We start from the raw sequence: 23,689 nt of genomic DNA, 5'->3' as shown, positions 1-23,689 counted from the left end.
TAAATAGACATAAGGGGGAAAAAGCGAAGCATAATATTCTGCTTTTCGACACAGTATCACGAGGAACTATTCGTTCCTTACACCAAAGCTCATTATTTTTCGGCTCACTTCACGATGGGAGAATCACAAATTCTAGGCGTGTGAAAAAGACAAAAGTCGCTAGGTCTTAGAATGATGAATGTGAGATGTACGTTAAAATTTACAAGCTGAATGACTGTGAATTGTTTCAACTGTCGAGTATTTAACCGGAGCGCTCTTGTTGAATAGTGAATATTGCTATAGTGTACTAGTTAGCTAGTTCAATGATATTTTGTGTGAGTAGTATGACACAGCAAACCTCTTCTCAGCCTCGTGAGCATTTTGGCTCTCGTCTCGGATTCATCTTAGCAGCCGCAGGTGCCGCAGTTGGCCTTGGCAATATTTGGGGCTTTCCAACCCAAGCTGCCAGTAATGGCGGCGGTGCTTTCCTGTTGGTTTATTTGGTGATGATTCTTATCGTCGCATTTCCTATGCTGGTGGTTGAAATGGCGATTGGTCGTCATGGTCAAGCCAATCCGGTAGATAGTATGCGTTCGCTTACCAATCATCCGGTAGGTAAAAAGCTCGGCGGTATTGTGGGCTGGATTGGTTTAAGCGTACCAAGCGCTGTTTTAGCGTTTTACTCTATTGTCGGTGGTTGGTTGATCTGCTTTTTACTGGGTGCAATCACAGATCTAATGGGGTTAGAAGCTGCAACTCAATGGCTGAAGGGCTTTAGCGTTGAACGTAACTTGTTCGGAGCCATTACTTTTTATGTGCTAACGATTCTCATCGTACAAGGTGGCGTAAAACAAGGTATTGAGAAGTGGTCCACACGTTTGATGCCAGCATTGTTTGTTTTGTTTGCTCTGCTGTTTGCTTACATCATGACGCAAAACGGTGCGATGGAAGGGCTAAAGCATTACTTGGTACCGGATTTCGAAAAGGTATGGGACCGCAAGTTGATTCTTGCTGCAATGGGGCAGGGCTTCTTCTCGCTTACGATCGGTGGCTGTTCAATGCTGATTTATGGCTCTTACTTGAGTAAGAAAGAGAACCTACCAAAGATGGCGATGAACGTGACCATGGTAGATACTGCCGTTGCTTTCATTGCAGGGTTAGTGGTGATGCCAGCGATGTTTGTTGCGACGCAAAAAGGCGTTCAAATCTATGCTGAAGATGGCTCTCTATTAAGCTCTGATACGTTGGTATTTACCGTATTGCCATTGATGTTTGATAGCTTAGGTTTGCTTGGTCAATTGTTCTCTATTGTGTTCTTCTTATTGCTGACGATTGCGGCGCTAACGTCTTCCATTTCAATGTTAGAGTGTCCAGTGGCGTTAGTGAGTGAGCGTTTCAACACCAAGCGTAGCGCAACGAGCTGGGTTTTAGGTGGTCTCATCGCCTTGTTCAGTGTGGTGATTGTTTATAACTTTGGCGCTCTGTTTGGTATGGTCGCGACGGTTGCTACTCAGTATCTACAACCAACCGCTGCGCTCTTATTCTGCTTATTTGGTGGTTGGGTATGGAATCGCAACTCAAAAATCAAAGAGCTTGAGCAAGGTTGCCCGGAGTTTACGCAAGGTTGGTTTGGTAAGTTATGGCCAGCGTATGTGAAGTTTGTATGTCCAATTCTTGTGGCTACGGTCATCTGGGCTTCATTCGGCTAATCGAAACGTCTATTGGACAAAAGAGAAGGGCTTGATGAGTGATCATCAAGCCCTTTTTAATGTTGGTTATTCCCCGTTTCAGTTACCCGCGGGGATTGCTGCGGGTTAACGGAATTGTCCTGCTTCTGGAAGAAAGTCAAAACCAGCAGAAGCCAGTTTTGCTTCTAGTGCCGCGCGATCGATATCGAAGAAAGCCGCCAGTTTATCTAAGTCACCACCGAAGTCGTCGCGTAGCTTCATATTTACAATGCTCATGAGCATGACAGAATCCATGGATTCAAAGTTCGCTAGATTCATTACTTATCCTCAAAATCTGAAATCAGTAGGTTTGCCGCAGCAAATGCCGCTTTTTCACGCACTTCTTTTGGTAGCGATTCATCCGCAGCAACATCGTTCAGCGCTTTAACAGCACATGAAATTGCCTGAGGAATGTAAGCTTGATCGCCACTACCAATTTGAGCATAAAGCTCACGAACCAGTTCACAACAGCCGTATACTTGCATGTTTTCTTTCCACTAAATGATAACTTATCTCAATATACACACAGCAGATTTGAAACTCAAAGTGCAGAGTTGTTTTGGCTCAAGTTGAGGAGTTGCTTGAGCGAGATTTAATCACTGCATTTGTACTTCTAACTGCTGAGTGACTTCTGGTGAAAGCTGAAGTTGTTTTGCCAGTTCTTGCAAATACGCTTTTTCCATGAAGTTTTGCTCATCAGCAACAATCAAAGACGCGAGATAAATTTCTGACGCTTGTTGAGGAGAGGTCGCCTGATTAGCAATTTCAGCAGGATCGAGCGGTTTGTTTAGTTCTTGCTGAACGAGTTGACGTACGTGCTCATCTGCGCCCATATCCGCGAGGGTTTGCTCGATGCGGGCCATTTCCTCTTCATCGACATGGCCATCGGCTTTTGCGGCTCCAATTATTGCTTTTAAAATTAGTACACTGTGTTTGCTGTCATCGGGGTCAAAGGTCTCATGAACACCTTGACTGGACTGTTTGGCTTGCCAGTCGTTATAAACTTTGTAGGCTAATGCTCCAAGCGCAGCAGCGCCACCGACTTTTAATGCGCTCGAGCCTATTTTCTTGGTCATTTTTTTACTTTTCTTCGAGCCCATCAGCATACCGATAAGGCCTCCGCCAACGGCACCTGCTCCTAGCGTTTTCAGGCTACTTGAGTTTGATGAGGATTTGATGTTGTTAGTTTGTTTACCTAACGCATCAGCCCCTTGCTTGAGTAACTCTGATTTGAGTGCTTGGTTTAGAAGACTTTTTAAATCCATAACTGACCTCCTTTAGATGATGAAATCAGTTTAATAGCAAGAAGCTGAACCAAAGATTAACAAAGTGAATAGATCTAAAGGGGAGTAGTAAGGTTGCCCAGTAATAAAAAAGGGCTGACCGAAGCCAACCCTTTCTAATTATTTGAAATTACTTCAAATGCGAACTCGTCGAGCGCTTACTTTAGTTGAGCTTTTACGTGCTCGATAATATCAGTCATTGCGACTGGCGTTTTCTCACCAGTAGCACGGTTCTTGTATTCGAAGTTGCCTTCTTTCATCGAGCGGTCACCGATAATAATGGTATGCGGTACACCAATAAGCTCCATATCAGAGAACATTACGCCTGGGCGTTCTTTACGGTCGTCAAATAGGACTTCGATGCCCATTGCCGTTAGCTCAGCGTACAACTTCTCAGCGGCTTCTTTTACTTCTTCTGACTTGTGCATGTTCATTGGAACGATCGCAACCTGGAATGGTGCGATTGCATCTGGCCAGATGATGCCGTATTTGTCATGGTTTTGCTCAATAGCAGCCGCTACGACGCGAGTGATACCGATGCCGTAACAGCCCATTTCTAGGATGACGTTCTTACCATCAGGACCAAGTACACCACAGTTCATCGCTGCCGAGTAAGCGTTGCCAAGTTGGAAGATATGGCCAACTTCGATACCACGCTTAAGCTGGATAGTGCCTTTACCACATGGGCTTGGATCGCCTTCAACCACGTTGCGTAGGTCTTCAACTTGACCAAGCTCTGCGTCACGACCCCAGTTAATGCCGAAGTAGTGTTTGCCATCGATGTTCGCACCCGCACCGAAATCACTCATTACCGCTACGCTGCGGTCAACGATGAACGGCAGTTTAAGGCCAACAGGGCCTAGAGAACCAGGACCAGCACCGATAAGCTCACGAATTTCTTCTTCAGATGCCATTTCCAGTGGAGCTGCAACTTGAGGAAGGTTCTCTGCTTTCACTTCGTTCAGTTCATGATCGCCACGAATGATAAGCGCGATGATTGGTGCATCAACCTCGTCAGACGCTTTCACAAACAAAGTTTTCACTGTTTTTTCAATTGGCAGCTCGAACTGCTCAACCAATTCAGCGATTGTTTTTGCGTTTGGCGTATCTACCAACGTCATTTCTTGCGTTGGTGCCGCTGCTTCAGAGGCTGGAGCTAGTGCTTCTGCTTTTTCGATGTTTGCCGCGTAATCTGACTCGGTAGAGAATGCGATGATGTCTTCGCCACTTTCAGCCAGTACGTGGAACTCTTGAGAGCCGCTACCACCGATAGCACCGCTATCTGCTAGTACAGGACGGTAATCCAGGCCCATGCGATCGAATGCTTTGCAGTAAGCATCGTGCATTGCGTCGTATGACTTTTGTAGGCCGTCTTTATCAATGTCAAAGCTGTACGCATCCATCATTGAGAATTCACGTGAACGCATTACACCGAAGCGTGGGCGACGTTCGTCACGGAATTTGGTTTGGATTTGGTACAGGTTTAGCGGAAGCTGTTTGTAAGAGCTCACTTCATTGCGAACAAGGCTAGTGATCACTTCTTCAGCGGTTGGGCTAAGTACAAACGGACGAACATGACGGTCAGTAAAGCGAAGTAGCTCAGGACCCATCTTTTCGCTGCGGCCTGTCTCTTCCCATAGTTCAAACGGCTGAACAACGGGCATCAAAGTTTCGACTGCGCCTGCATTGTCGATTTCTTGACGAACGATGTTTTCGACTTTACGCAGTACACGTAGACCAGTAGGTAGCCAGGTGTATAGACCTGAAGCCAGCTTACGGATCATACCTGCACGTAGCATGAGCTGGTGGCTCACTACTTCTGCGTCGTTTGGAGTCTCCTTCAGAGTAGAAAGAAGATAATTACTGGTACGCATTAAATTTATCCGTTTATTTAAGTTAGATACTCAAGCTTTAATAAGCTGGAGTATGGGAGTTCCCGAAAGGGAAATTTATTAGCCGTCTATAATATCAGCCAATTGCGTTTGTCAAAAGCTTTCAATAGCGGTAACCGTTATTAAGTTGCTTGTTGCTGTGAACTTTACGTTCAAGTCGAACAAATTTACCGCATATTCTTTGCCGTCCGGCTTGTTTTTCTTGTATGCAGGACGAGGATCTTGGGCCAGAACTTGTTCAATGACTGATCTTACATAGTCAGTATCGGATCGATTTTCTATCGTTGCTAATGCTTGAGCAGAAAAGTTGACTTGTGACTTTTCTGGTTCTTGGTCTGCGTATCCACCTTGTGCTTCTGGAATCGAATCCGAATAGGGGATATAGGGCTTAATGTCCACAATCGGTGTACCATCCACGAGATCAACACTGCCTAGATCAAGATAGATTTGATCGCCTTGCTTAGTGACTCCTTTTACTTCAACGGCTGACATTCCGATTCCGTTTGGGCGGAAAGTCGAGCGTGAGGCAAAGACACCTATTCGTTCATTGCCGCCTAGTCGTGGCGGACGGACGGTTGGCTTCCAACCTGCTTCCAGATTTTGATCAAACAAAAATAACAGCCAAACGTGAGAGAACTGTTCTAGCCCACGCACTGCTTCAGGGCTATTCGCTGCGCCTAACAGTTTTACGCGTGCTTTCGCTGTTGGTACTAAGCGAGGCTGGCGCGGTACTGCAAACTTTTCTTTGTACGGTGTCTCAATGACACCGATGGGTTCAATGGAATACATGGTGGACATCTTTAAGAATTCATTGAGATGAAAAGTATCACAAATTTCTCTTGCTTTTCTTGTTGATAATGATTATTAATTAAAATGTTATAACATAACATTTTAATTAAGAGGAAAAGTATTATGAAACCAGGAATCCACCCTGAATATCGTCCAGTGGTGTTCCACGACACCAGCGTAGATGAATACTTCGTTGTTGGTTCTACGTTGAAAACAGAGAGAACCATCGAATGGAAAGATGGCAAAACCTACCCTTACTTTACGTTAGATGTGTCGTCAGCATCCCATCCGTACTACACCGGTAAACAGCGAGTGGTTCAAACAGAAGGTCGTATTGCGAACTTCAACCGTCGTTTTGGTCAATTTAAGAGCGAAAAGGAATAAATCATGAAGGTAGTAAAATCATTAAAAAGTGCAAAAAGTCGTCATCCGGATTGCCAGGTCGTAAAACGAAGAGGGCGTCTATATGTCATTTGTAAGGCGAATCCGAGGTTTAAAGCAGTGCAGAAGTAATCGTTCTGCATATTTCTGGCTTATGGTTTTGTTTAATTGATAATTTTGACTTAACTGTTTTGCATGGATGAAATATCTACGTTTTTGTTTATTATTGGTTATAAAACTCTCTAATGGTCACAGTTTGTAACATTTAGGGCTTTTCTTTAACCTTCTACTCAAGTACCCTTCGCTCGCTTTTTTGACATTTTTGTCACATTTGCACAGGAATAAAAACAAGGAGGGAACAGATGAGTTCATCTGATTCAATTAAACAAAACTCGCCTAAGAAGCCGCTGTTTACGCGCTTTTTGGATACTGTCGAATATTTGGGGAACTTATTACCTCACCCGATCACACTATTTGCCATTTTCTGTTTAGCCATTCTGGTGATGTCGGGCATTGCAGGATACTTCGAAGTTTCCGTTGTAGACCCTCGTCCTGAGGGCGCAAAAGGTCGTGCCGCAGATGGCATGATTCATGTCGTCAGCTTACTTAACGCTGATGGACTCGAACTTATCGTTACTAACTTAGTGAAAAACTTTGTTGGCTTTGCGCCTTTAGGTACGGTTTTGGTTGCGATGTTGGGTGTTGCTATTGCTGAGTACTCTGGTTTGCTATCTGCAGCTATGCGTGGCTTGGTCATGGGCGCATCTCAACGCATGGTAACAGTGACTGTTGTTTTCGCTGGTATCATTTCAAATACGGCATCAGAGCTGGGGTATGTGGTACTTATTCCACTGGCAGCAATGCTGTTCCATTCTCTAGGTCGTCACCCACTTGCAGGCCTTGCTGCGGCATTCGCTGGTGTATCCGGTGGTTATTCAGCAAACCTACTTATCGGTACGGTTGACCCGCTACTGTCAGGTATTACTGAAACTGCAGCGCAAATGATTGACCCAACTTACACTGTTGGTCCAGAAGTTAACTGGTACTTCATGTTTGTTTCGACGTTCTTCATTGCAATCACTGGTGCGTTTGTTACTGAAAAAATTGTTGAGCCAAAGCTTGGCAAATACAGTGAAGAAGAAGCCTCAGAAGATTTGTCGAACGACAAAATGGGTGGCTTAACAGACATTGAGAAGAAAGGCCTAAAACTAGCAGGTGTTGCTGTACTGGTTGTTTCAGCGCTGCTTGCTTGGACGGTTGTTCCAGAAGACGGCATTCTACGTTCTGATGCAGGTACAATTGCAGGTTCACCATTCCTGAAAAGTATCGTGGCATTCATCTTTGTGTTCTTTGCTATTCCAGGCTTTGTGTTTGGTAAAGTTGTTGGCACGATGAAGACGGATCGCGATGTAATTGATGCAATGGCGAAATCTATGTCTTCTATGGGCATGTACATTGTATTAGTTTTCTTTGCGGCTCAGTTCGTTGCTTTCTTTAAATGGACTAACTTCGGTCAGGTATTCGCGGTTGCTGGCGCTAGCTTCCTGCAAGAAATTGGCTTAACTGGTCCAATGTTGTTCTTTGCCTTCATCCTGATGTGTGGCTTTATCAACCTAATGATTGGTTCGGCATCGGCACAGTGGGCAGTAACGGCTCCGATTTTTGTTCCTATGTTGATGCTTGTTGGTTATGCACCGGAAACGATTCAGGCTGCTTACCGAATTGGTGACTCGACGACAAACATCATTACTCCAATGATGAGCTACTTTGGTTTGATTCTTGCCGTAGCGACTCGTTACATGAAGAACTTAGGTATCGGTACGCTGATCGCGACCATGCTACCTTACTCAATCTGCTTCATTATAGGTTGGAGTGTGCTGTTCTACCTATGGGTATTCGTATTTGGTTTACCAGTAGGCCCTGGCGCAGCAACATACTACACACCGTAGAAAACGGTTACCTCACACAGCTCCATTATAAAAAGCCTGCGAACGTCGCAGGCTTTTTTATCGATTGAGACTGTGTACGCAGGCTTACCTGATTATAGATGTCGGTTTATAGCTGAAAACGTATCAACAAAGGGCGATAAAAGTGCTGAGTGAGCCAGCACAAGCTTTTCCAAATTATGCGTTTGTACCAAGGTAAGTGCGCAATATAAACATAGCTAAATTCAATTTCTGGCCGGGCTTTTCTGTTGCGTTTAAAAGCCGGAGCGCCTGAGCTCATATTAAAGCGACGCTGGTATATCATTGCATGGCGGATGGTATAGGCCGATATTCGACGATACAATGCGAGGCGTTGTGGCTTATTGGTATCGTAGCCAAAAATTGGGCAAGTCATATCATTATCAATTTCTACAATGCCTAACGTAGCCAGCATCTCTTCTTGATAAAACAGTCCCACTAAATGTACTAATTTGTTCTGGCTCGCCTGTTTTAAATATTGGCTTGAAAACTGGATGTTATTGAGGCTGTATTTATCAAGGTAAAGCATGTCATATAACTCTTTGGCACGCTGAAACTCTTCATTAGTGGTCAGTGGCCTAAACTGCCAATCTTTATCATTAAGCAGTTTGAAGTCTTTCGTTAAATCTCGGTTGAAGCTGAACGCTTGCCAATCATCAAGTAGATACACTTGTCGTGTTACCAAGCTTTGCCATTGCTGCTGCTCTAATCGCTGAATAAAGCGTGATTGTTGACGTTGGTTAATGGAGCGAAGCACCAAGGGAAAGGTGGGGTATTGATCGAGTGCGACGCGACGCAGTTCATCGAGATTTAAGGCTGCCCATTGTTCGCTATACATATTGGTGGACAAGCACTGATTGTTGAGCGTTTGGACTTGATCCAATCCAGCCAATGATAAGATTGGTTTAGTCATATTAATAAGTAACTTACATACCCATCGAACAGCCACATTTTTGACTTTGTGAAGCTCTTCTTCGGCGTAGCCACTAAGCAGTGTCATAGGGGAGACTGCATAACAGTTGTTTGGTATTTTTGGTGTTACGGAGTAAGGAATGGCAACATCATCGATATAGTAGCAACCAAAGCTTGCTGTGCATTCATCAATAGGATTTGACTGCATAAGAGTGATAAAGGTTTGATGCCATTCTTGAGAGGAAAGTGTCATGAGTTCAATGCCTCTCCATTCCACTCAATATCAACGGTAGAAGCGTCGCTCCACTTCGTCTTGTTCTGCCTAGCTAACCGGAGTAATTCAAACATACTCCGGATTTGGCTCCCGACCGGTAAGTTATGCTGTTGCATCACATTCACTCCAGACCACCAATCTTGCCAAGTTCGAGCCTTGAACAGGGATAACCCGCCTTCAGCGATGAGTGTTATTGGACCTAAATGATGCAATCGCTGCTTGGAAGGACTGGTAAACTCCATATTAGGAAGCAGTTGGTTGCATCGAGACGAGAGTAGGTGCAAACCACTGGTGGCTCTTGGGTTACATTCAATCACGTAGAGTTCATCTTGTGATTTGATGAAGTCAAACGACACTTGCCCATGATAAGTATGACGTTTACCAAAAGCTGCGATAAATGTATCTAGTCGTTCGCACGAGATCGGCTGAAAAGCACTGGCGGCCGAGCCGTTTACACAGTATTTCGGCACATAAGCTTGGTGTGCTTTAAGGTCACCATGTTCAAAAATCGCATAGTTACACACCGGAGTCCCATGGATTTTTTGTTGCTGAACCCAAGGATAAAGTGGCGATATCGTGACGGCAGAAATAGACTGAGTTGTCACATCTCTTATTACTTGCCCGCCAAACCGAGAGTAAACTGGTTTTAGAACGGTTCTTTCATTAGTTTCAACCTCACTTTTATCAGCGACCAAACGAGTTTTTGGAAGTGTAATTTCTGGCAAGCCTTGAAGCTGTTCAAAGACGGTCAACTTGTTGTGTAGGGCATTGAGCAGCGCCACATCGGGCAGAAAGAAATTCACATCTGGGCATTGTTTGTCAACATGAGCCAAGTAATACACTTCTTCACAAGTGGGTATCACCATATCAATGTGCATCTGAGTAATGATTTTTAGGATCTGCTGTTGGTAGGTGGGAAATGCAAATCGAGGTGAAGCGGTGGGGATATAAGACTCGATGCCTCGCAAAAACGATCCCAGAGGCTTTTTTAGCGAATCGGTGAGAATGACTTCATGCCCATGATGCATACACATGGTTGCCCACTCTAGTGCAACTGGTGCTCGGGCTCCGGTGATTAAGACCCGCATATGTTCACCACACGTCGTTGTTTATTCATTGGCGTCCAAATAGGCGCAGGGCGGTAACTAAATCTGACAGGATCAAGCCGCAATTGGTCAAACAACTTTATCAAGGCTTGATGTATAACCCGATGGTGGTGAACATCCGCTTCAATTTGAATGGCTTGTGACCCTGTTTGGGTGATTCGGTAATCCACGCGGCCTTGGGCGGATAGTGTTATAGCGCGGTAGATGAGATCTGGTAACACCGTCACTGGGACGTGGTTTGCGTTTAGCGTGAGGCGATCACCACATCGTCCGGCAATCGCGCCAAGAGGTTCAAATACGCCATTATCCTGTTTATTCTCAATAATATCGTCGAGCTGATAACGAATAATTGGCTGAGTTTTACGACGAAAATCGGTAATGATTGGGCTGTAATGAGTACGTTCGGTATTCAGCCAATGTTTTTCGATGTAAACAACATCTTGATTCCAGCGCATTTGTCCATGCTGATCAGTACATGCAAGAAAACCTTCAGTACATTGATAGACTTCATGGAGTTCGCTGTCGAACCGTTGAGAAATATAGTGACGGTCACTCTCGGTTAGAACCTCTGCCCCAGAAATGATCCGCTGTGGTTGAATTGCGGGTTGACCAAATTGACCGCTGAACTGGGTGCAGAGCTGAAGAGCTTGCGCACTACCAACCAAAAGCGTGGGTTGGAACTCATCCAACTCTTTTATCCATTCTTGGTAAGGTTTGGTTAAATCGGCATAAAAGAATGTGACAGGCCCTTTCGCGACGGATTTATACAGTGGGCTGTTGGCTCGCAAGGCTAGTGCAATTCGGTGCTTTTGCCATAGGTTGGGCAAAAGGCGAGCCAATATATTGCCGGCCCACAGTTGTGTTTCCTGCTTGTCAGCAAGAAACAGCCCGCGCATGCCTGATGTGCCCGAAGAGAGCCCAACCGTAACATCGCCAACTTTCGAAGCGGCAAAGTTGCGTGACTGCTCTGCTTTGAGTGCCTGCTGCATTAACTGTTCAGCATCTAAGCCCTTCGTATTTAACTCTGAAAGGTTCTCCATCATGGTTTGCTTATTCATGATAGGGAAATCATTGAGTGGTGCACCTTGAAAAGAGCGGTAATACGGTGAATGACGGCATACCCAATCCAAGTGTTGCGTTAAGTGTTGTTGCTGCCATGTTTCGACTTGTTCCCTTGAGCCGAAAGGGCGGTAGCGGGTTCGCCAGAATTCTGAGATAAGCGTTCTCACTTCATCCATCCTTCTTTGATTAGCTGTTGGATAGTTTCCTGACAATGTGAAGGTACAAAGCGAACAACGTGGTGGGTTCGTTGGTAGCAACTTCTCAACTCGGAGAGGGTGTTTTTATAGGCTTTTGTGTCATCGCAAAGCATGTTCGCCAGCCAATGCTGATCGATATTTTCACTCAAGCTCTCGATTAACCAGCATGCATCGGCGAGTAAGAACAGCCAACTTTGGTCTCTTTTAACCAGCAAGCCCACTTGACCCGCAGCATGGCCTGGCAAGCTAACCATATAAATAAGTCCATCGTCGAACATGTCTTTACAGAGCAAGTTAACCCCTTGGCACTGAGGAAGAATTTGGCTGATTGGCACAGAAAAATCACCATGAATGATGAAGTTAGATTCTAGTTGTGGAGGAAGCAGAGCTTTTAGGTAGCCTTTTCTTACGCCTCCAATTCGACCACTTTTAGTAATCGCATCTACCCCTTTTTGTTGGCAATGCAATTGAGAGTGAGAAAACTCAGACACGGCGGCAATGTGATCAGCGTGAAAGTGGGAGAGCACTAAATGATCAATATCATGAGGTTTGAGATTTTCTTTTGCTAACTGCGCAACAATCCCATGTTCTTGTTGATAGCGGCAAGGTGTTGTCCAAGCATAAAAACGTTCAGGGAAGGGACGAGTCGCGCTAAAAAAGTGCTCGTGATATCCCGTATCAAACAGGATGTTGCCTTGTGTCGGGTGCTGAATTAACGCAACGGCTGCAGGAAATGTTCTAGGCTTGATACCAGAACCTGGTTTGACAACAAAGCCTGGGTGTACGCAGTGTCCAGCCTCAAAGATTTTTATTTTTAGACCAGTTTGCATACTGCTGTATTCCTTCTTGAATTGAAAAAAGCGGTTGGTAATTCAGTGTTTGTTTCGCCTTGCTGATATCCAGAGTTTGATGATAGTTAAACAATCCTGCGCTGTATGAGGTGAGCCTTGGCTCTGGCTGATGTGGTAAGCGCCTTCGTATTTGCTCACTGAGCTTTAATAATGGTGATACCACACCGTATGGTAATGATTGTAACTTTACTTTTAGGTTCAACCCCACACATAAAGCTTGTAGAACAGTCTCAATTGGCATTGGTTCGTTGTTGGAAATATTGAAGACATCACCATGCTGAAGCCGGTCTGCCTGAGTGCAAGCGAGCATCGCCGCATGGGCAACGTTGTCGACATAAGTTAGATCAACCACTGGGTTTCTACCCGATGGCAGAAGCAGAGTGTTGTTTTTTATCGCCTTAAGCACTCTTGGGATAATCGCGCGATCGTTGGGACCAAAAATGCCACGCGGTCTTAAAATGATCGCTTTGCTTTGGCCTTTTATGGCTTCAAGTTCAGATAGGTATTTGGTGTGTGCGTAATCATTACACCAGTGTGAAGCAATGGCGTCGGTTTCTCGAATATTCCAACGGTCTTGATGGTCAAAATAGACGCTGGTGGAGGAAATATGGATAAAGCGCGAGATTTGATGCGAATTAGCCGCACTGACGAGGTTTTTGGTGGCATCTACATTGGCTTGATAAAACGCTTCCCACTTGCCCCATGGGCTTGAGAGAGCGGCACAATGGATGATTGCATCCATACCTTGGCATACCGCATGAACTGCTGAGTGGTCTCTTAAATCGACTATATGTGGGATAACATCGAATTGCTCGGCGAGTTGTTTAGCGATGACTGTGTTTCGTGCTGTAAAATGCAGTTCATGTTGCTGGTGAAACATTCTTAGAATTGCGCTACCCAACATTCCACTGCCACCAGTGACTAATATCTTCATAGTTTTAGCACTCCCATCCCTAGTGACAACCCTGCGGCGGTGCCAGCTAATAACACATGTTTTCCTGCTGTTTCTGGCTGATTACGCAGCCAGTGTAAGTTAATTGGGAGTGAGGCAGCGACTTGGTTTCCCAAAGTCGAAAAGTGATTAACTGTTTTCTCTGTTGGTAGCCCGGTGAGTGAAGGCAGTTTTTTTAATCCATGCGCGCTGGCTTGATGCGGAAGAAAATAATCAATATCGCAGAGTGTTACCGGAGAGGCGTCAAACCCTTTTTTTAGAAACGCTGGTAAGGCTTTACGCACATGTTTAAAGAGTGCTTTGCCCTCCATCTCAAACTGGCAACTTTTTAAATAGGCTTGATGCTCGGAGGTATGCGGATTGATATGACTACCTCCGCCCTTAATTTGACAAAATGAATACCCGGTATGATGCGTTTCAAAGTGACTGGTGAGCAATCCATCATCGTTGTGTTCTTCGAGCAAAAATGCGGCGGCACCGTCCGCGAATAAAGTTGCAACTTCTGGTTTGAGCGTAAAATTTCGATTCAGTGTGATGCCAGTGGCGAGTTCGCTGGTGACAATAAGAATCCGACGGTACCGTTTTGCTAAGAATAGACTCTGAGCAAGATCAAGCGCAGAGAGAAAGGATAAACAGGTGCTGTTCAAATCAAAGCTTTCTAGCCATGTCGGAGCGTCTAACGCGGCGAGAACCGCTGAGGCGTCGTAGGGTAGAGACTGGTGGTGTGTGCCGCTAGCGTAGATAAGGAGATCAACGGAGCTTAAGGTATGTGTGTTTCCTAAACACTGCTCTATTGCCTGCACCGCCATGTAAATAGCGGTCTCTTTTGTATTGGCTACATGACGATATTCAACGTCGAATTTATTTCGGCAGGTCCCTGGCGCTAATTTTAGGAAGCGATCCATCTCTCGATCAGACCATTGATTCGTTGGCAGGTAGCTTCCACTGGAAACGATGTTAAAGCCCATTATTCTCTATACACTTATTAAAAACGTCGTTCAAAATAAACCACGTTGCATATTGAAGCTATGGCGAGCGAGATGAAAAATAAACAGAACAAAACAAATGGGAGTAAGAGCACGCTTTGGGTGCAATGCTGAGAATGAATTTTCAGGAATGAGCCAGGCTTTGATTTGCTGGCTCAATATGAATAGAGTGAGTATTACTTCTTAAATTTAGCCAAAATACGATCTAAATGGTTCGCAAATTCGCGGCGATCGGTTTGGGAAAGCGCAGCGGGACCACCAGTCTGAATTCCGCTTGAACGCATGGTTTCCATGAAGTCGCGGATATTTAGACGCGCTTTGATGGTGTCTTTCGTATAAAGCTCGCCACGTGAACTGAGGGCTTGAGCGCCTTTAGAGATGACCTCATCTGCAAGCGGAATGTCTGATGTGATCACCAAATCGTTGGCCTCCACACGCTTAACGATTTCGTTGTCAGCGATGTCAAATCCAGCTGGAACTTGCAGCGAGTGGATGTTGTCTCTTTTGGGCACCGGGACAACGTGGTTGGCGACAAACGTACATTCAATCCCCGTGCGTTCGGCGGCACGCACAATGGTTTCGCGGATGACTTTCGGACACGCGTCTGCATCTACCCATAACTTCATGATGACTTCTCACTTAGCTTAGCTTCTAGCTCTTCAATGCGAGCGACTAGTTTTTTCACCGTGCTTTCTAGCGCTGCAAGACGATCATTATCGGTATGCGCTTGCGCTGCGACTTCAACCTTGGGAACACGCTGAGCACTTTTCCAACTTTTTATTGCGGTGATTAATGCAGGCATTGGGACGGGCGTTTTCAAGCGTGCTTTCACTAACGCTACGGTTGGTTCTTTTCCTTGTTGTTGCAGTTGTTCCATTACCGCTTCTAATTCTTTAGTAACGTCTTGAGTTAACATTTTTAATCCTTAACAACGATATATCTATCATCATACGTTGAGTCCCCTAATTTGGCGAATAGCAATTTGGAATGTGTGGTGTGAGAGATCTCTTACATGGGTTGTGAGAGAAAACGATTTCGTGAGCGGAAAAATAGAAGTTACAATCATCAAGTTATTGATAAATAATGACTTAACAACTATTTAACCAATGTGGCGTATAAATATTTATCTAGGATAGATTGTCAATTTTTAGGAAAGGCGTAAATTGAGAGTTGTCAGCAGGAAGCAGACATGGAACAGGAAAGCACCAAGGATTTGGTTATCGTCAGGAAGATGATTTGGTTGGTCAGGATGATTAATCAAGCATGGAGCGTAGGACATTGTAAGGACACTATCATCAATAGGATGTTGATGACTAAGGATAGACAATGGACCCCTCTAGGATAGAGGTTATGGACAGCGTCAGGAAGATGCAAGGGACACCGCTCAAGGAACAAGTGATGTGTGCTAACGGGGAATGTTAGCTATCAGGATGATAAGGACACCGCTAGGACGGCGACGTAAGGAATAAGCTGACGGAATCAGCCACTATTATGGATGATGCATGGAGCACTTTTAGTAGCCGGACTGCTGCGAGTAAGACCATGACCCCGATACTTATGTGTCGGGGTCTTTCTTATATAAAAAGATACCTAGTCGTTCTCGTTGAATTAAGCACCTAGAGGTGGCTTGGGTATATCAATATCACAAAATTTATAAATTCCTAATAACACTTAATAAAAAACAATCCAGATCAATATCCTTTCCAATCAGTTGGTTTAACTTTCGGCTTCTCTACAAGGTGTTATGCCCCGCAGCTATTGAGCATATTCAAGCTCATCGAGTTTGTGATCTGCGGATAAATAAAGTTTGTTGTAATCAAGGAACAGATGTGGCCATAGTAACCAGAAGAATGCTTCTTCTACCCTACAATGAGTCGTTGCAACTAGAGTTCGTCATGCTGAATTGCTGTGCGAAAAACCGTGCTGAAATGAACGGTCCGTATACTGTCGCGTCTGCCAAACAGATGTTTGAGAAAATACTGGATGATGAAAATATTTATAGTATGGCGGTGCTAGAAAGTACCAGTCGTGACTATATGGGGCACGTGTTCATTTCCCATCTCGATTCCGAGCCTGAGTTAGGGTTTATTTTTGATAAATCTTATTGGGGTAAAGGGTTAGCGACAGAAGCTCTAAAAGCGTTTTTCCCCAAGGCGTGCCGTGAGCTGGGGCTACACAAGGTGAAAGCTAATGTGAATAGCAACCATCAAGCTTCTATGGCGGTGCTGAAAAAACTGGGATTTGTTGAAACAAAAGAAAGTAAGGATCTATATGGTCCTTACTTTGAAATGGAATTTACAAGCGATGCGGTGGTAGGTGAAAGTTCTGCGGCCTGAAACCGACCATGGTTAACTCCCCTTGGTAGCAATCGTCACCAAGAGATGAAAACTCAAATTGATACACCGTATGCCAACGCCAGACTCCGTCTGGCGTTTTTAGTTTATGGGCACCAAAGGCGATGCTGATTAATTGGAGATCCAATTGCTCACATTTACGCGTGATTGCCACTTTTGCGAGTTCGGCTTGACGACGTTGTTGCCAAAACAGATAACAGAAAAAGCATAGCCCTAAAATTGCTAAAAGATCACCAATCATCCCTGAACCTTTATTATCCCTTTGTTGCTTGTTGTAAGCTTACTAGCGCGTTTGCTAGTTCTTCAGATGGATTTGAATGTAGCAAGGGCAATAGCACCATTCTTAACTCTGGTAGCATCACTAAATCGGCAAATAACTGATTAAATAGGGCTTGATTACCGGTTTGAGCTAAACGTAGCAAAAACTGTTCTGCTACCTTTTCATTGGCTAGTAAGTGCCAAGCTCGGCCAGCCACGCCAATCAGTACTTCCTGATGGCTTAAACGAGGGCTTTGTAATATCGCTTCTAACACTGGAGAGGCAATGGCTGTTGGTGAGCCAGCCAAAGCTCGAATAAGTGCTGAAAGTAGGAAGAGATCCGGTTCGCTACTTGCGATTTCTTGTTGTGCTTTGTCGGCGATACGCTCAGCTAAACGCTCTTGTAACTTTACATGCTCAAGCGCACCCAACAGAGCATAAAGTGGTTCATTCGGTAGGTGGTTCAACGCTTTGCGTATCATTACCCCGTTTTGCTCTTTGTCCAAACGAGCGGCCATGTCGGTGATCCCTTGCAGACCTACGGTTTGCCAATTATCCCAGCCTAAGCCACCTGAAAAGTAATGCTGAGTGTGCTCATAATATTGGCTGGTAGGAAGATCGAGGTTCGCGCGGACCTGGCTATGAAACACGGCCATTTTGTCTTCGGAAGGTTTGAACGTATATGGGTTATTAGACAGCTTTTGCTGTTGCTCTTCAGTGATATCATCATTGAGGCGTGTTCCCATGGCTTCCACTACGTATTTAATGAAATTGCCGATATCCGCTTGCTTTAACAAACCGCGCTCGTCCAATTCAAACTTAAGAAACCAAATCCAAGGTTGCTTTTGTTCATTCCAATAAGCGATGGCAAGGTGTGCTCTACGCTGCATTGGGAATGGGTACGGTGCTTGACCTTTTTCTACATCGGCAAACTCTTTCTTAGCGATGGTTTTTATACGACGACCAAGATCGAAGATTTGATAATCACAGTGGCTGTTGTTCAACAGTTGAGTGAGGGTTTGAATGTTTTCCATTAAATACGACGTCCTAACGTTCTTTTCACAAGAAATGGTATCATTCTCGGCTAATTCAAGGTTCGAGATAGAATTAATGGTAACAAATACTCAATTGGTCGACTTACTTCACCAACTTGAAACGCAGCTTAAAGAACATAAGTTGTGGCAACACACTAGGCCTTCAGAGCAAGTCTTACAAAGCGTGGAGCCATTTGCGATTGATACACTGCATCCTCATGAGTGGTTGCAGTGGATCTTTATAGACAGAATGCACGTGCTAGTGGAAAACAACCAACCATTGCCAAGAGGGTTTTCTCTCGAGCCCTATTTTTCAGAAGCGTGGAAGCAGGAACCGCAGTTCGCAGAGCTGCTTGTTACAATCCGAACCATTGATGAACTATGTAAGTAACCAAATGTTAGAACAAGAAATAGCACGATCTTCAGAACCAGTTGAGCTGGAGATCGTTTATCAGGATGAATATTTTGTAGCGGTCAACAAGCCTGCAGGCATGTTAGTGCATCGCAGTTGGTTAGATAAACACGAAACTCAGTTTGTCATGCAAACTTTGCGCGACCAAATTGGTCAGCATGTGTTCCCATTACATCGTCTGGATCGTCCAACATCTGGTGTGCTCGTGTTTGCGTTGTCGAGTGAAGTCGCGTCACAAGTCATGCCGATGTTTGCTGAACATAAAATGGAAAAGACGTACCACGCGATAGTACGCGGTTGGATTGAGGAAGAGGGCGTCTTGGATTACGCACTTAAAGTCGAGTTAGACAAGATTGCGGATAAGTTTGCTTCACAAGAAAAAGAAGCGCAAGAAGCGGTGACGGAATATAAACCGTTGGCTAAAGTGGAAGTTCCCTATTCGACGGGTAAATTTCCTACAACGCGCTACTGCTTAGTTGAGATGAAACCTAAAACGGGGCGTAAGCACCAACTTCGTCGTCATATGGCGCATCTACGCCATCCTATTGTGGGTGATACAACGCACGGAGACGGCAAGCACAACAAGCTGTATCGCACAGAGTTTGATGCTCACCGCTTGCTACTGCACGCTTCAGAGTTACGGTTCGTCCACCCATTTACCGATCAAGAGGTTGTCATGACTGCCAATATTGATGAAACTTGGCAGCAATTGTTTACTCGTTTTGAGTGGGATGAATCAATGATCAACCGATAATCGGCGCAGTTAGATCTAGATAATGATTGAGTACAAATAAAAAGGGTTAGCATCAATGCTAACCCTTTTTTAATATTTAAGACTTAACGTTTTACTTTAGTTTTTCGAGATCTGCTTCGATCTCTGCGATCTTGCTCGAAACGACTTTTTCTAAATGACGAAGGTCTGAGAGAATTTTCTCTTTGACATCAACCTCAGGTTGTTTTGTTGGCTTAGTGATTTTATTCAGTTCATCAATGACCAATGTGAGGTTACGGTTGATTTCCGTTACTTCTTTATATTTGTGACTGCCACTGTCCACAAGAACATTTTTGATTTGGCGCGGGTATTTGAATTTAACGCTTTTGGCGAACAGCTCGCCTTTTTGCTTGTGGAAATATATCTTGAGCACGTCTTTGTGTGCTTCTTGGCGTAGGGAATAACGTTCAATCTGCTTAGGGTCGTGAATACCCAAACCAGTGAGGTGGGGATACATAGGCTACCTCTATTACATCGAATTGATATTGATATAACTGTAGCAGCCTATGTATGAGCTAGATAGCTGATATTTAGCCAAAATGCTTAACTTGTGGGCAAGATCGCTCTCGCCCTGAACCGAAAAGATTGGCAGGTTTGATCTAAGCAGCGACCTCATCAGATAACTTTTCGATCAATCTCTCTCTTAGCTCATCCTGTTGTTCTTCACTTAATCTTCCCCCTGCATCACTGGTTAAAATAAATAAGTCTTCTGCTCGCTCACCAATGGTGGTGATTTTTGCACCATGAAGGTTGATATTTAAATCAGCAAACGTACGGCCTACTTTGGCCAACAGCCCTGGTGTGTCTAGCGCGACAAACTCCATTAAAGTGTGTTTTTTACCTTTGGTTGGTAAGAAGTCGACTTTGGTTTTCACATTAAAGTGCTGAAGTTTGTTCGGAGTACGGCGCGTTTTAATCTTGGTTGGTCGGCCCGCCTCCAGTACATGGGTGAGGTGTTTAATCACCGCCGCGTGACGAGACTCATCGATCGCTTCGCCATGTTGATCGAGTACCATAAAGGTATCAATCACGTGCCCATCTTTGCTGGTCATGATTTGCGCGTCGTGTACATTAAAATTACGCCTATCTAACTCCGCCACGACCGTCGCAAATAAAGCTGGCTGGTCTTTCGTATATACAAACACCTCAGTGCCGCCACGAGTGGCTTTTTTACTGATCAACACCAAAGGCTTAGTCGGATCTTCCATGCGAAGTAAGTGTTCGCAGTGCCACGCGATTTGCGTATGAGTATGACGAAGGAAATAGTCAGCTTTAAAGCGCTGCCACAATACTTCAATTTCGCGCGCGGCAAAGCCCTCTTTACGTAGCATTGCGGAGGCCATTTGTTGATTGTGGCGAATTCGCTCACGCACATCGACAGGATTCTCTAACCCTCTACGTAAAGCACGTTGTGTGGAGTAATACAGCTCTGCCAGTAAGGTTCGTTTCCAAGCATTCCAAAGTTCTGGGTTAGTTGCACAAATATCTGCAACTGTCAGGCACACAAGATAATCGAGAGATTCTTCGTCTCTGACTTTTTTGGCAAATTCGGTAATCACATCGGGATCATAAATGTCTCGGCGCTGTGCTGTGACGGACATTAATAGATGATGCCTTACCAACCAAGCGACAAGTTTGGCCTCGGGCTTTGATAAGCCATGCTCAATACAGAAGTCGTAAGCCTCACCTTCGCCTATAACAGAGTGATCGCCGCCACGTCCTTTACCGATATCGTGGAAAATAGCGGCAATAATCAACAGTTCTTTCTTTTGCATCCGAGGGTAGACGTCACAGCAAATAGGGTGCTTCGCATGATTGTCTGGGTCACTAAAGGTGTTGATGTGTTTCAGTAAGCGAATACTGTGTTCATCAACGGTGTAGGCGTGGAATAAGTCAAACTGCATTTGACCAACAATTTGACTCCATTGTGGTAAATAGGCCGCCATAACCCCTAATCGGTGCATTAGGCTGAATGCTTTATGCAGAGCATTAGGGTGACGACATAACGCCATGAACTTTTCACGCGCAGCAGGAATGGTGTGCAAAAATTTGTTGAGTCGACGGCGCGCGGTGCGCAGCTGACGTAGTGTTGGTGGGCTCACCCCTTCAATGGTTGAATCGTTCGCGATATGTAAGAACATATCCAGAATAGTTTCTGGGCGAGCTTGAAACAATGCGGGTTTCCGCGCTTCAATCAAAGAGCCACGACGTTGGAAGTCGGCATCGAGAATCTCGGCACTTTCTGTCGCACCACCATTAATGATCGCTTGATCAAAAAGTTTGAGTAGCATTTTATTGAGCTCTGCCACACGACGAAGTGTGCGATAAAACTCTTTCATCATCATTTCTACGCCTCGGTTGCCTTCACCGACGTAGCCTAGATTTTCCGCAACTTGTGCTTGATGGGCAAAGGTCAAGCGGTTGTCATAGCGGCGAAGCTCCATGTGCAGAGCGAAACGCACTCGCCAAAGGAAGTCCTGACATTCAACCAATTCTCGGTATTCTGCGTCAGTTAAAAATCCGTATCGGCTCATTTCCAGCAATGACGTGGCACCAAAGTGACGCCGGGCGACCCAGCTTAATGTATGAATATCGCGCAGCCCGCCAGGGGTCGACTTAATGTCTGGTTCTAAGTTGTAGGTCGTATCGTGGTAACGGGCATGGCGTTCTCGCTGCTCTTGAATTTTAGCGCGATAAAACGTTTCACTTGGCCAAAAGGAGTCTGATAATACAACTTTCTTCAGTGCCTGAAAGGTATCCTCGCTGCCACACAGTAGACGCGCTTCTTGAAGATTTGTCGCGACGGTCAGATCGGCTTTACCAATTTCCGCACATTCGTTAACGGTGCGAACTGCGTGTCCGACCTCGAGTTTTAAATCCCACAACAGCGTAATGAATTCGCTGATTTTTGCTTCTAGCGCGGTCGGTAGCTTATTGTTCGACAGAATCAAAATATCGATATCGGAGAGCGGATGCAGCTCGCCACGCCCATAGCCACCCACGGCAACTAGGGAAATGTTGTAAATATCTTTGAAGCCAAAATGTTGCCACAAACGATTCAGAAGCAGATCCATGTATTCTGCTCTGGCTAAAACCAAGCTTGTTACCGGATGATGATTGAGAAACTCTTGGTTTTGATCGGAGCTAAATTTCTCTAACTCTTGTTTGAGTTCTCCGATATTGATTTGTTCATCGGAAAAGGTAAGAGGGGACTGAAGTGTCATATTTGCCATCCGTGCAAGCTAATCTAGTTACAATCTAACAAATTTGTGGCAGATAAAAAATATCCCCGCCGAAGCAGGGATATAGTAAACAACGAGTGGTCGTAAGCTTTACGCGTTTTTCATTAGGCGAGGAATCGTATCGTCGCTACGAAGCGTCAGTACTTCACAACCTTCTTTTGTTACAACAATGGTATGTTCCCATTGCGCAGAGTTCTTGCCGTCGCCTGTGTAAACGGTCCAATCGTCTTGAGCGTCAACAGAGCAACCAAATTTACCTGCGTTAATCATCGGCTCAATAGTAAAGCACATGCCTTCTTTTAGTACGCGGCGGTCTTTGTTCTTGTAATGAACCACTTGTGGTTCTTCATGGAACTCATCGCCGATACCGTGGCCACAGAAGTCTTTCACAATAGAAAACTTGTTGCGAGGGTTGTTTTTGTTGTTCTCTTTGATGTACTTCTCGATAGCTGTACCGATGTCACCAACTGTTGAACCTGGCTTAACGGTACGCATACCAACATACAGTGCTTCTTGAGCAACCATGCATAGACGTTTGTTTGCAGGTGAAACATCACCGACTAGGAACATCTTAGAAGTGTCACCATGGTAACCTTGAGGACGCACGCTCAGATCCGCATTTTCGTCATTTGGAACGATTACGGTAATATCAACGTTTAAGATGTCGCCATCTTTTAGTACCGCTGGCTTCATTTGACCGTTGCTACCGATTTCGTCTTTTTCTGCTGGAATACCGTGGCATACGATATGGTTGATTGAAGTACAAATCGACTTAGGGAAACCATGGTAATCAAGCGGAGCAGAGTATGCGCCTTTTTCTAGAGCGTACTCATGACAGATTTTGTTCAACTCTTCTGTCGTCACACCAACTTTGATGTGTGGTTCGATCATTTCTAGAATCTCTGCGGCCAGCTTGCCCGCAATGCGCATGCGTTCTATTTCTTCAGCAGTTTTAATCTTGATTGACATTGGCTTTCTCTACTTATTCCTAAGCACGTAAACGTGCGAATGGCCGCATTCTATCAGACATCGGGGCGTTAACCCAAGTTAGATAGGAATATGCATCATTCTTAATTCGATCGTATGTTTAAAGTTTTGCTTATAAATAGGAGAAAGTGGCACGGTGAAGAAATAATTTTTACTAGCCACAGTGAGCTAAAATATGGTATAAAGCGCGCCGGAATAGAGGACTGTTCTCTTCGCTCAGCAAAGCTAAGCGGCGAAGCAAGCTTCATCCGAATAACCTTTTATCTTTAAATCAC

At 44.8% G+C, this 23,689-nt stretch carries 25 protein-coding genes; 7 read left to right on the top strand and 18 right to left on the bottom strand.

What is annotated here, in order from left to right; translation table 11 throughout:
• Window positions 1-323: 323 nt before the first annotated feature.
• On the top strand, window positions 324-1,688 hold the full coding sequence (locus J8Z23_RS12215; RefSeq protein ID WP_301659782.1) for a sodium-dependent transporter: 1,365 nt from the start codon (window positions 324-326) through the stop codon (window positions 1,686-1,688).
• A gap of 105 nt (window positions 1,689-1,793) precedes the next feature.
• Here J8Z23_RS12215 and J8Z23_RS12210 read toward each other — a convergent pair whose 3' ends face one another.
• The 5 genes from J8Z23_RS12210 to tsaA form a co-directional block, all read right to left on the bottom strand.
• On the bottom strand, window positions 1,794-1,985 hold the full coding sequence (locus J8Z23_RS12210; RefSeq protein ID WP_301659742.1) for a DUF4250 domain-containing protein: 192 nt from the start codon (window positions 1,983-1,985) through the stop codon (window positions 1,794-1,796).
• The gene (locus J8Z23_RS12205) at window positions 1,985-2,191 is read right to left on the bottom strand and encodes a YaeP family protein (RefSeq protein WP_005391765.1); all 207 of its coding nucleotides are present in this window, start codon (window positions 2,189-2,191) and stop codon (window positions 1,985-1,987) included. Before J8Z23_RS12205 ends, J8Z23_RS12210 begins: the two co-directional genes overlap by 1 nt.
• A gap of 111 nt (window positions 2,192-2,302) precedes the next feature.
• Window positions 2,303-2,971 carry a tellurite resistance TerB family protein gene (locus tag J8Z23_RS12200; protein WP_301659741.1) on the bottom strand — a complete coding sequence of 223 codons (669 nt, stop codon included), beginning with the start codon at window positions 2,969-2,971 and terminating at the stop codon, window positions 2,303-2,305.
• Between the two features lie 176 nt (window positions 2,972-3,147).
• A complete protein-coding gene (locus J8Z23_RS12195) occupies window positions 3,148-4,863 on the bottom strand; it encodes a proline--tRNA ligase (RefSeq protein ID WP_046874977.1) in 1,716 nt (571 codons plus the stop codon).
• A gap of 111 nt (window positions 4,864-4,974) precedes the next feature.
• On the bottom strand, window positions 4,975-5,670 hold the full coding sequence (tsaA, locus tag J8Z23_RS12190; protein ID WP_256950356.1) for a tRNA (N6-threonylcarbamoyladenosine(37)-N6)-methyltransferase TrmO: 696 nt from the start codon (window positions 5,668-5,670) through the stop codon (window positions 4,975-4,977).
• A gap of 123 nt (window positions 5,671-5,793) precedes the next feature.
• On the opposite strand from tsaA, the gene J8Z23_RS12185 reads away from it, so the two are divergent.
• The 3 genes from J8Z23_RS12185 to J8Z23_RS12175 all read left to right on the top strand — a co-directional run bounded on the left by J8Z23_RS12185 (window position 5,794) and on the right by J8Z23_RS12175 (window position 8,000).
• Window positions 5,794-6,054, top strand: coding sequence for a type B 50S ribosomal protein L31 (locus tag J8Z23_RS12185; protein ID WP_012841491.1), 261 nt, complete (start codon window positions 5,794-5,796; stop codon window positions 6,052-6,054).
• Between the two features lie 3 nt (window positions 6,055-6,057).
• The gene (gene ykgO / locus J8Z23_RS12180) at window positions 6,058-6,183 is read left to right on the top strand and encodes a type B 50S ribosomal protein L36 (RefSeq protein ID WP_074191703.1); all 126 of its coding nucleotides are present in this window, start codon (window positions 6,058-6,060) and stop codon (window positions 6,181-6,183) included.
• A 230-nt stretch (window positions 6,184-6,413) separates the two neighbouring features.
• Window positions 6,414-8,000, top strand: coding sequence for an AbgT family transporter (locus J8Z23_RS12175; protein WP_262597452.1), 1,587 nt, complete (start codon window positions 6,414-6,416; stop codon window positions 7,998-8,000).
• Between the two features lie 106 nt (window positions 8,001-8,106).
• On the opposite strand, the gene J8Z23_RS12170 is transcribed toward J8Z23_RS12175, so the two are convergent.
• The 8 genes from J8Z23_RS12170 to J8Z23_RS12135 all read right to left on the bottom strand — a co-directional run bounded on the left by J8Z23_RS12170 (window position 8,107) and on the right by J8Z23_RS12135 (window position 15,271).
• Complete coding sequence (locus J8Z23_RS12170; protein WP_262597450.1) at window positions 8,107-9,180, bottom strand: hypothetical protein; 1,074 nt, start codon at window positions 9,178-9,180, stop codon at window positions 8,107-8,109.
• A complete protein-coding gene (locus J8Z23_RS12165; RefSeq protein ID WP_434633707.1) occupies window positions 9,177-10,289 on the bottom strand; it encodes an ATP-grasp domain-containing protein in 1,113 nt (370 codons plus the stop codon). Before J8Z23_RS12165 ends, J8Z23_RS12170 begins: the two co-directional genes overlap by 4 nt.
• Window positions 10,277-11,545 carry a F390 synthetase-related protein gene (locus J8Z23_RS12160; protein ID WP_434633704.1) on the bottom strand — a complete coding sequence of 423 codons (1,269 nt, stop codon included), beginning with the start codon at window positions 11,543-11,545 and terminating at the stop codon, window positions 10,277-10,279. The genes J8Z23_RS12165 and J8Z23_RS12160 overlap by 13 nt, the downstream gene beginning before the upstream one ends.
• Window positions 11,533-12,396, bottom strand: coding sequence for an MBL fold metallo-hydrolase (locus J8Z23_RS12155; RefSeq protein WP_434633701.1), 864 nt, complete (start codon window positions 12,394-12,396; stop codon window positions 11,533-11,535). The genes J8Z23_RS12160 and J8Z23_RS12155 overlap by 13 nt, the downstream gene beginning before the upstream one ends.
• Window positions 12,365-13,351: an NAD-dependent epimerase/dehydratase family protein gene (locus tag J8Z23_RS12150; RefSeq protein ID WP_434633698.1), complete on the bottom strand. Its 987-nt coding sequence runs from the start codon at window positions 13,349-13,351 to the stop codon at window positions 12,365-12,367. The genes J8Z23_RS12155 and J8Z23_RS12150 overlap by 32 nt, the downstream gene beginning before the upstream one ends.
• Window positions 13,348-14,337: a ketoacyl-ACP synthase III gene (locus J8Z23_RS12145; protein ID WP_434633695.1), complete on the bottom strand. Its 990-nt coding sequence runs from the start codon at window positions 14,335-14,337 to the stop codon at window positions 13,348-13,350. Before J8Z23_RS12145 ends, J8Z23_RS12150 begins: the two co-directional genes overlap by 4 nt.
• Window positions 14,338-14,531: 194 nt before the next feature.
• Window positions 14,532-14,981, bottom strand: a complete 450-nt coding sequence (locus tag J8Z23_RS12140; RefSeq protein WP_005380310.1) for a YaiI/YqxD family protein — start codon at window positions 14,979-14,981, stop codon at window positions 14,532-14,534.
• The gene (locus tag J8Z23_RS12135; RefSeq protein WP_012841496.1) at window positions 14,978-15,271 is read right to left on the bottom strand and encodes a hypothetical protein; all 294 of its coding nucleotides are present in this window, start codon (window positions 15,269-15,271) and stop codon (window positions 14,978-14,980) included. Before J8Z23_RS12135 ends, J8Z23_RS12140 begins: the two co-directional genes overlap by 4 nt.
• A 934-nt stretch (window positions 15,272-16,205) precedes the next feature.
• On the opposite strand from J8Z23_RS12135, the gene J8Z23_RS12130 reads away from it, so the two are divergent.
• Window positions 16,206-16,691 carry a GNAT family N-acetyltransferase gene (locus J8Z23_RS12130; RefSeq protein WP_080936742.1) on the top strand — a complete coding sequence of 162 codons (486 nt, stop codon included), beginning with the start codon at window positions 16,206-16,208 and terminating at the stop codon, window positions 16,689-16,691.
• Here the strand turns inward: J8Z23_RS12130 and J8Z23_RS12125 are convergent.
• Window positions 16,651-16,950, bottom strand: a complete 300-nt coding sequence (locus J8Z23_RS12125) for a DUF3301 domain-containing protein (protein ID WP_012841498.1) — start codon at window positions 16,948-16,950, stop codon at window positions 16,651-16,653. The genes J8Z23_RS12130 and J8Z23_RS12125 overlap by 41 nt on opposite strands.
• Before the next feature lie 13 nt (window positions 16,951-16,963).
• Window positions 16,964-18,001, bottom strand: a complete 1,038-nt coding sequence (locus J8Z23_RS12120; RefSeq protein ID WP_268845241.1) for a DUF3549 family protein — start codon at window positions 17,999-18,001, stop codon at window positions 16,964-16,966.
• Window positions 18,002-18,077: 76 nt separating this feature from the next.
• Here J8Z23_RS12120 and J8Z23_RS12115 point away from each other — a divergent pair, with 76 nt between their 5' ends.
• Window positions 18,078-18,392: a YqcC family protein gene (locus tag J8Z23_RS12115; protein WP_104970076.1), complete on the top strand. Its 315-nt coding sequence runs from the start codon at window positions 18,078-18,080 to the stop codon at window positions 18,390-18,392.
• Window positions 18,393-18,396: 4 nt separating this feature from the next.
• Window positions 18,397-19,167 carry a tRNA pseudouridine(65) synthase TruC gene (truC, locus tag J8Z23_RS12110; RefSeq protein ID WP_225462194.1) on the top strand — a complete coding sequence of 257 codons (771 nt, stop codon included), beginning with the start codon at window positions 18,397-18,399 and terminating at the stop codon, window positions 19,165-19,167.
• 91 nt (window positions 19,168-19,258) lie between these two features.
• Here the strand turns inward: truC and J8Z23_RS12105 are convergent, their stop codons facing one another.
• From J8Z23_RS12105 to map, 3 genes are all read right to left on the bottom strand, one after another.
• Complete coding sequence (locus J8Z23_RS12105) at window positions 19,259-19,642, bottom strand: DUF3461 family protein (RefSeq protein ID WP_005380322.1); 384 nt, start codon at window positions 19,640-19,642, stop codon at window positions 19,259-19,261.
• A gap of 142 nt (window positions 19,643-19,784) precedes the next feature.
• A complete protein-coding gene (glnD, locus tag J8Z23_RS12100; RefSeq protein ID WP_085344087.1) occupies window positions 19,785-22,409 on the bottom strand; it encodes a bifunctional uridylyltransferase/uridylyl-removing protein GlnD in 2,625 nt (874 codons plus the stop codon).
• 108 nt (window positions 22,410-22,517) lie between these two features.
• A complete protein-coding gene (gene map / locus J8Z23_RS12095; protein WP_005380326.1) occupies window positions 22,518-23,396 on the bottom strand; it encodes a type I methionyl aminopeptidase in 879 nt (292 codons plus the stop codon).
• Window positions 23,397-23,689 lie beyond the last annotated feature (293 nt).

Source organism: Vibrio sp. SCSIO 43086 (genome assembly GCF_051132235.1).
Lineage (GTDB): Bacteria > Pseudomonadota > Gammaproteobacteria > Enterobacterales > Vibrionaceae > Vibrio > Vibrio diabolicus.
Note: the sequence above shows the minus strand (reverse complement) of the source record. Positions and strands in the feature narration are given on the sequence as shown.

What these genes read in the sequence shown, in the direction of transcription:
- J8Z23_RS12135 (WP_012841496.1), bottom strand. Translation starts at nt 15,271, where the DNA reads ATGTTAACTCAAGACGTTACTAAAGAATTAGAAGCGGTAATGGAACAA.
- J8Z23_RS12155 (WP_434633701.1), bottom strand. Translation starts at nt 12,396, where the DNA reads ATGCAAACTGGTCTAAAAATAAAAATCTTTGAGGCTGGACACTGCGTA.
- J8Z23_RS12195 (WP_046874977.1), bottom strand. Translation starts at nt 4,863, where the DNA reads ATGCGTACCAGTAATTATCTTCTTTCTACTCTGAAGGAGACTCCAAAC.
- J8Z23_RS12185 (WP_012841491.1), top strand. Translation starts at nt 5,794, where the DNA reads ATGAAACCAGGAATCCACCCTGAATATCGTCCAGTGGTGTTCCACGAC.
- J8Z23_RS12125 (WP_012841498.1), bottom strand. Translation starts at nt 16,950, where the DNA reads ATGATTGGTGATCTTTTAGCAATTTTAGGGCTATGCTTTTTCTGTTAT.
- J8Z23_RS12200 (WP_301659741.1), bottom strand. Translation starts at nt 2,971, where the DNA reads ATGGATTTAAAAAGTCTTCTAAACCAAGCACTCAAATCAGAGTTACTC.
- J8Z23_RS12165 (WP_434633707.1), bottom strand. Translation starts at nt 10,289, where the DNA reads ATGCGGGTCTTAATCACCGGAGCCCGAGCACCAGTTGCACTAGAGTGG.
- J8Z23_RS12210 (WP_301659742.1), bottom strand. Translation starts at nt 1,985, where the DNA reads ATGAATCTAGCGAACTTTGAATCCATGGATTCTGTCATGCTCATGAGC.
- truC (WP_225462194.1), top strand. Translation starts at nt 18,397, where the DNA reads ATGTTAGAACAAGAAATAGCACGATCTTCAGAACCAGTTGAGCTGGAG.
- J8Z23_RS12160 (WP_434633704.1), bottom strand. Translation starts at nt 11,545, where the DNA reads ATGGATGAAGTGAGAACGCTTATCTCAGAATTCTGGCGAACCCGCTAC.
- J8Z23_RS12130 (WP_080936742.1), top strand. Translation starts at nt 16,206, where the DNA reads ATGCTTCTTCTACCCTACAATGAGTCGTTGCAACTAGAGTTCGTCATG.
- ykgO (WP_074191703.1), top strand. Translation starts at nt 6,058, where the DNA reads ATGAAGGTAGTAAAATCATTAAAAAGTGCAAAAAGTCGTCATCCGGAT.
- J8Z23_RS12115 (WP_104970076.1), top strand. Translation starts at nt 18,078, where the DNA reads ATGGTAACAAATACTCAATTGGTCGACTTACTTCACCAACTTGAAACG.
- tsaA (WP_256950356.1), bottom strand. Translation starts at nt 5,670, where the DNA reads ATGTATTCCATTGAACCCATCGGTGTCATTGAGACACCGTACAAAGAA.
- J8Z23_RS12205 (WP_005391765.1), bottom strand. Translation starts at nt 2,191, where the DNA reads ATGCAAGTATACGGCTGTTGTGAACTGGTTCGTGAGCTTTATGCTCAA.
- J8Z23_RS12150 (WP_434633698.1), bottom strand. Translation starts at nt 13,351, where the DNA reads ATGAAGATATTAGTCACTGGTGGCAGTGGAATGTTGGGTAGCGCAATT.
- J8Z23_RS12175 (WP_262597452.1), top strand. Translation starts at nt 6,414, where the DNA reads ATGAGTTCATCTGATTCAATTAAACAAAACTCGCCTAAGAAGCCGCTG.
- J8Z23_RS12105 (WP_005380322.1), bottom strand. Translation starts at nt 19,642, where the DNA reads ATGTATCCCCACCTCACTGGTTTGGGTATTCACGACCCTAAGCAGATT.
- J8Z23_RS12215 (WP_301659782.1), top strand. Translation starts at nt 324, where the DNA reads ATGACACAGCAAACCTCTTCTCAGCCTCGTGAGCATTTTGGCTCTCGT.
- map (WP_005380326.1), bottom strand. Translation starts at nt 23,396, where the DNA reads ATGTCAATCAAGATTAAAACTGCTGAAGAAATAGAACGCATGCGCATT.
- J8Z23_RS12120 (WP_268845241.1), bottom strand. Translation starts at nt 18,001, where the DNA reads ATGGAAAACATTCAAACCCTCACTCAACTGTTGAACAACAGCCACTGT.
- J8Z23_RS12140 (WP_005380310.1), bottom strand. Translation starts at nt 14,981, where the DNA reads ATGAAGTTATGGGTAGATGCAGACGCGTGTCCGAAAGTCATCCGCGAA.
- glnD (WP_085344087.1), bottom strand. Translation starts at nt 22,409, where the DNA reads ATGACACTTCAGTCCCCTCTTACCTTTTCCGATGAACAAATCAATATC.
- J8Z23_RS12145 (WP_434633695.1), bottom strand. Translation starts at nt 14,337, where the DNA reads ATGGGCTTTAACATCGTTTCCAGTGGAAGCTACCTGCCAACGAATCAA.
- J8Z23_RS12170 (WP_262597450.1), bottom strand. Translation starts at nt 9,180, where the DNA reads ATGACACTTTCCTCTCAAGAATGGCATCAAACCTTTATCACTCTTATG.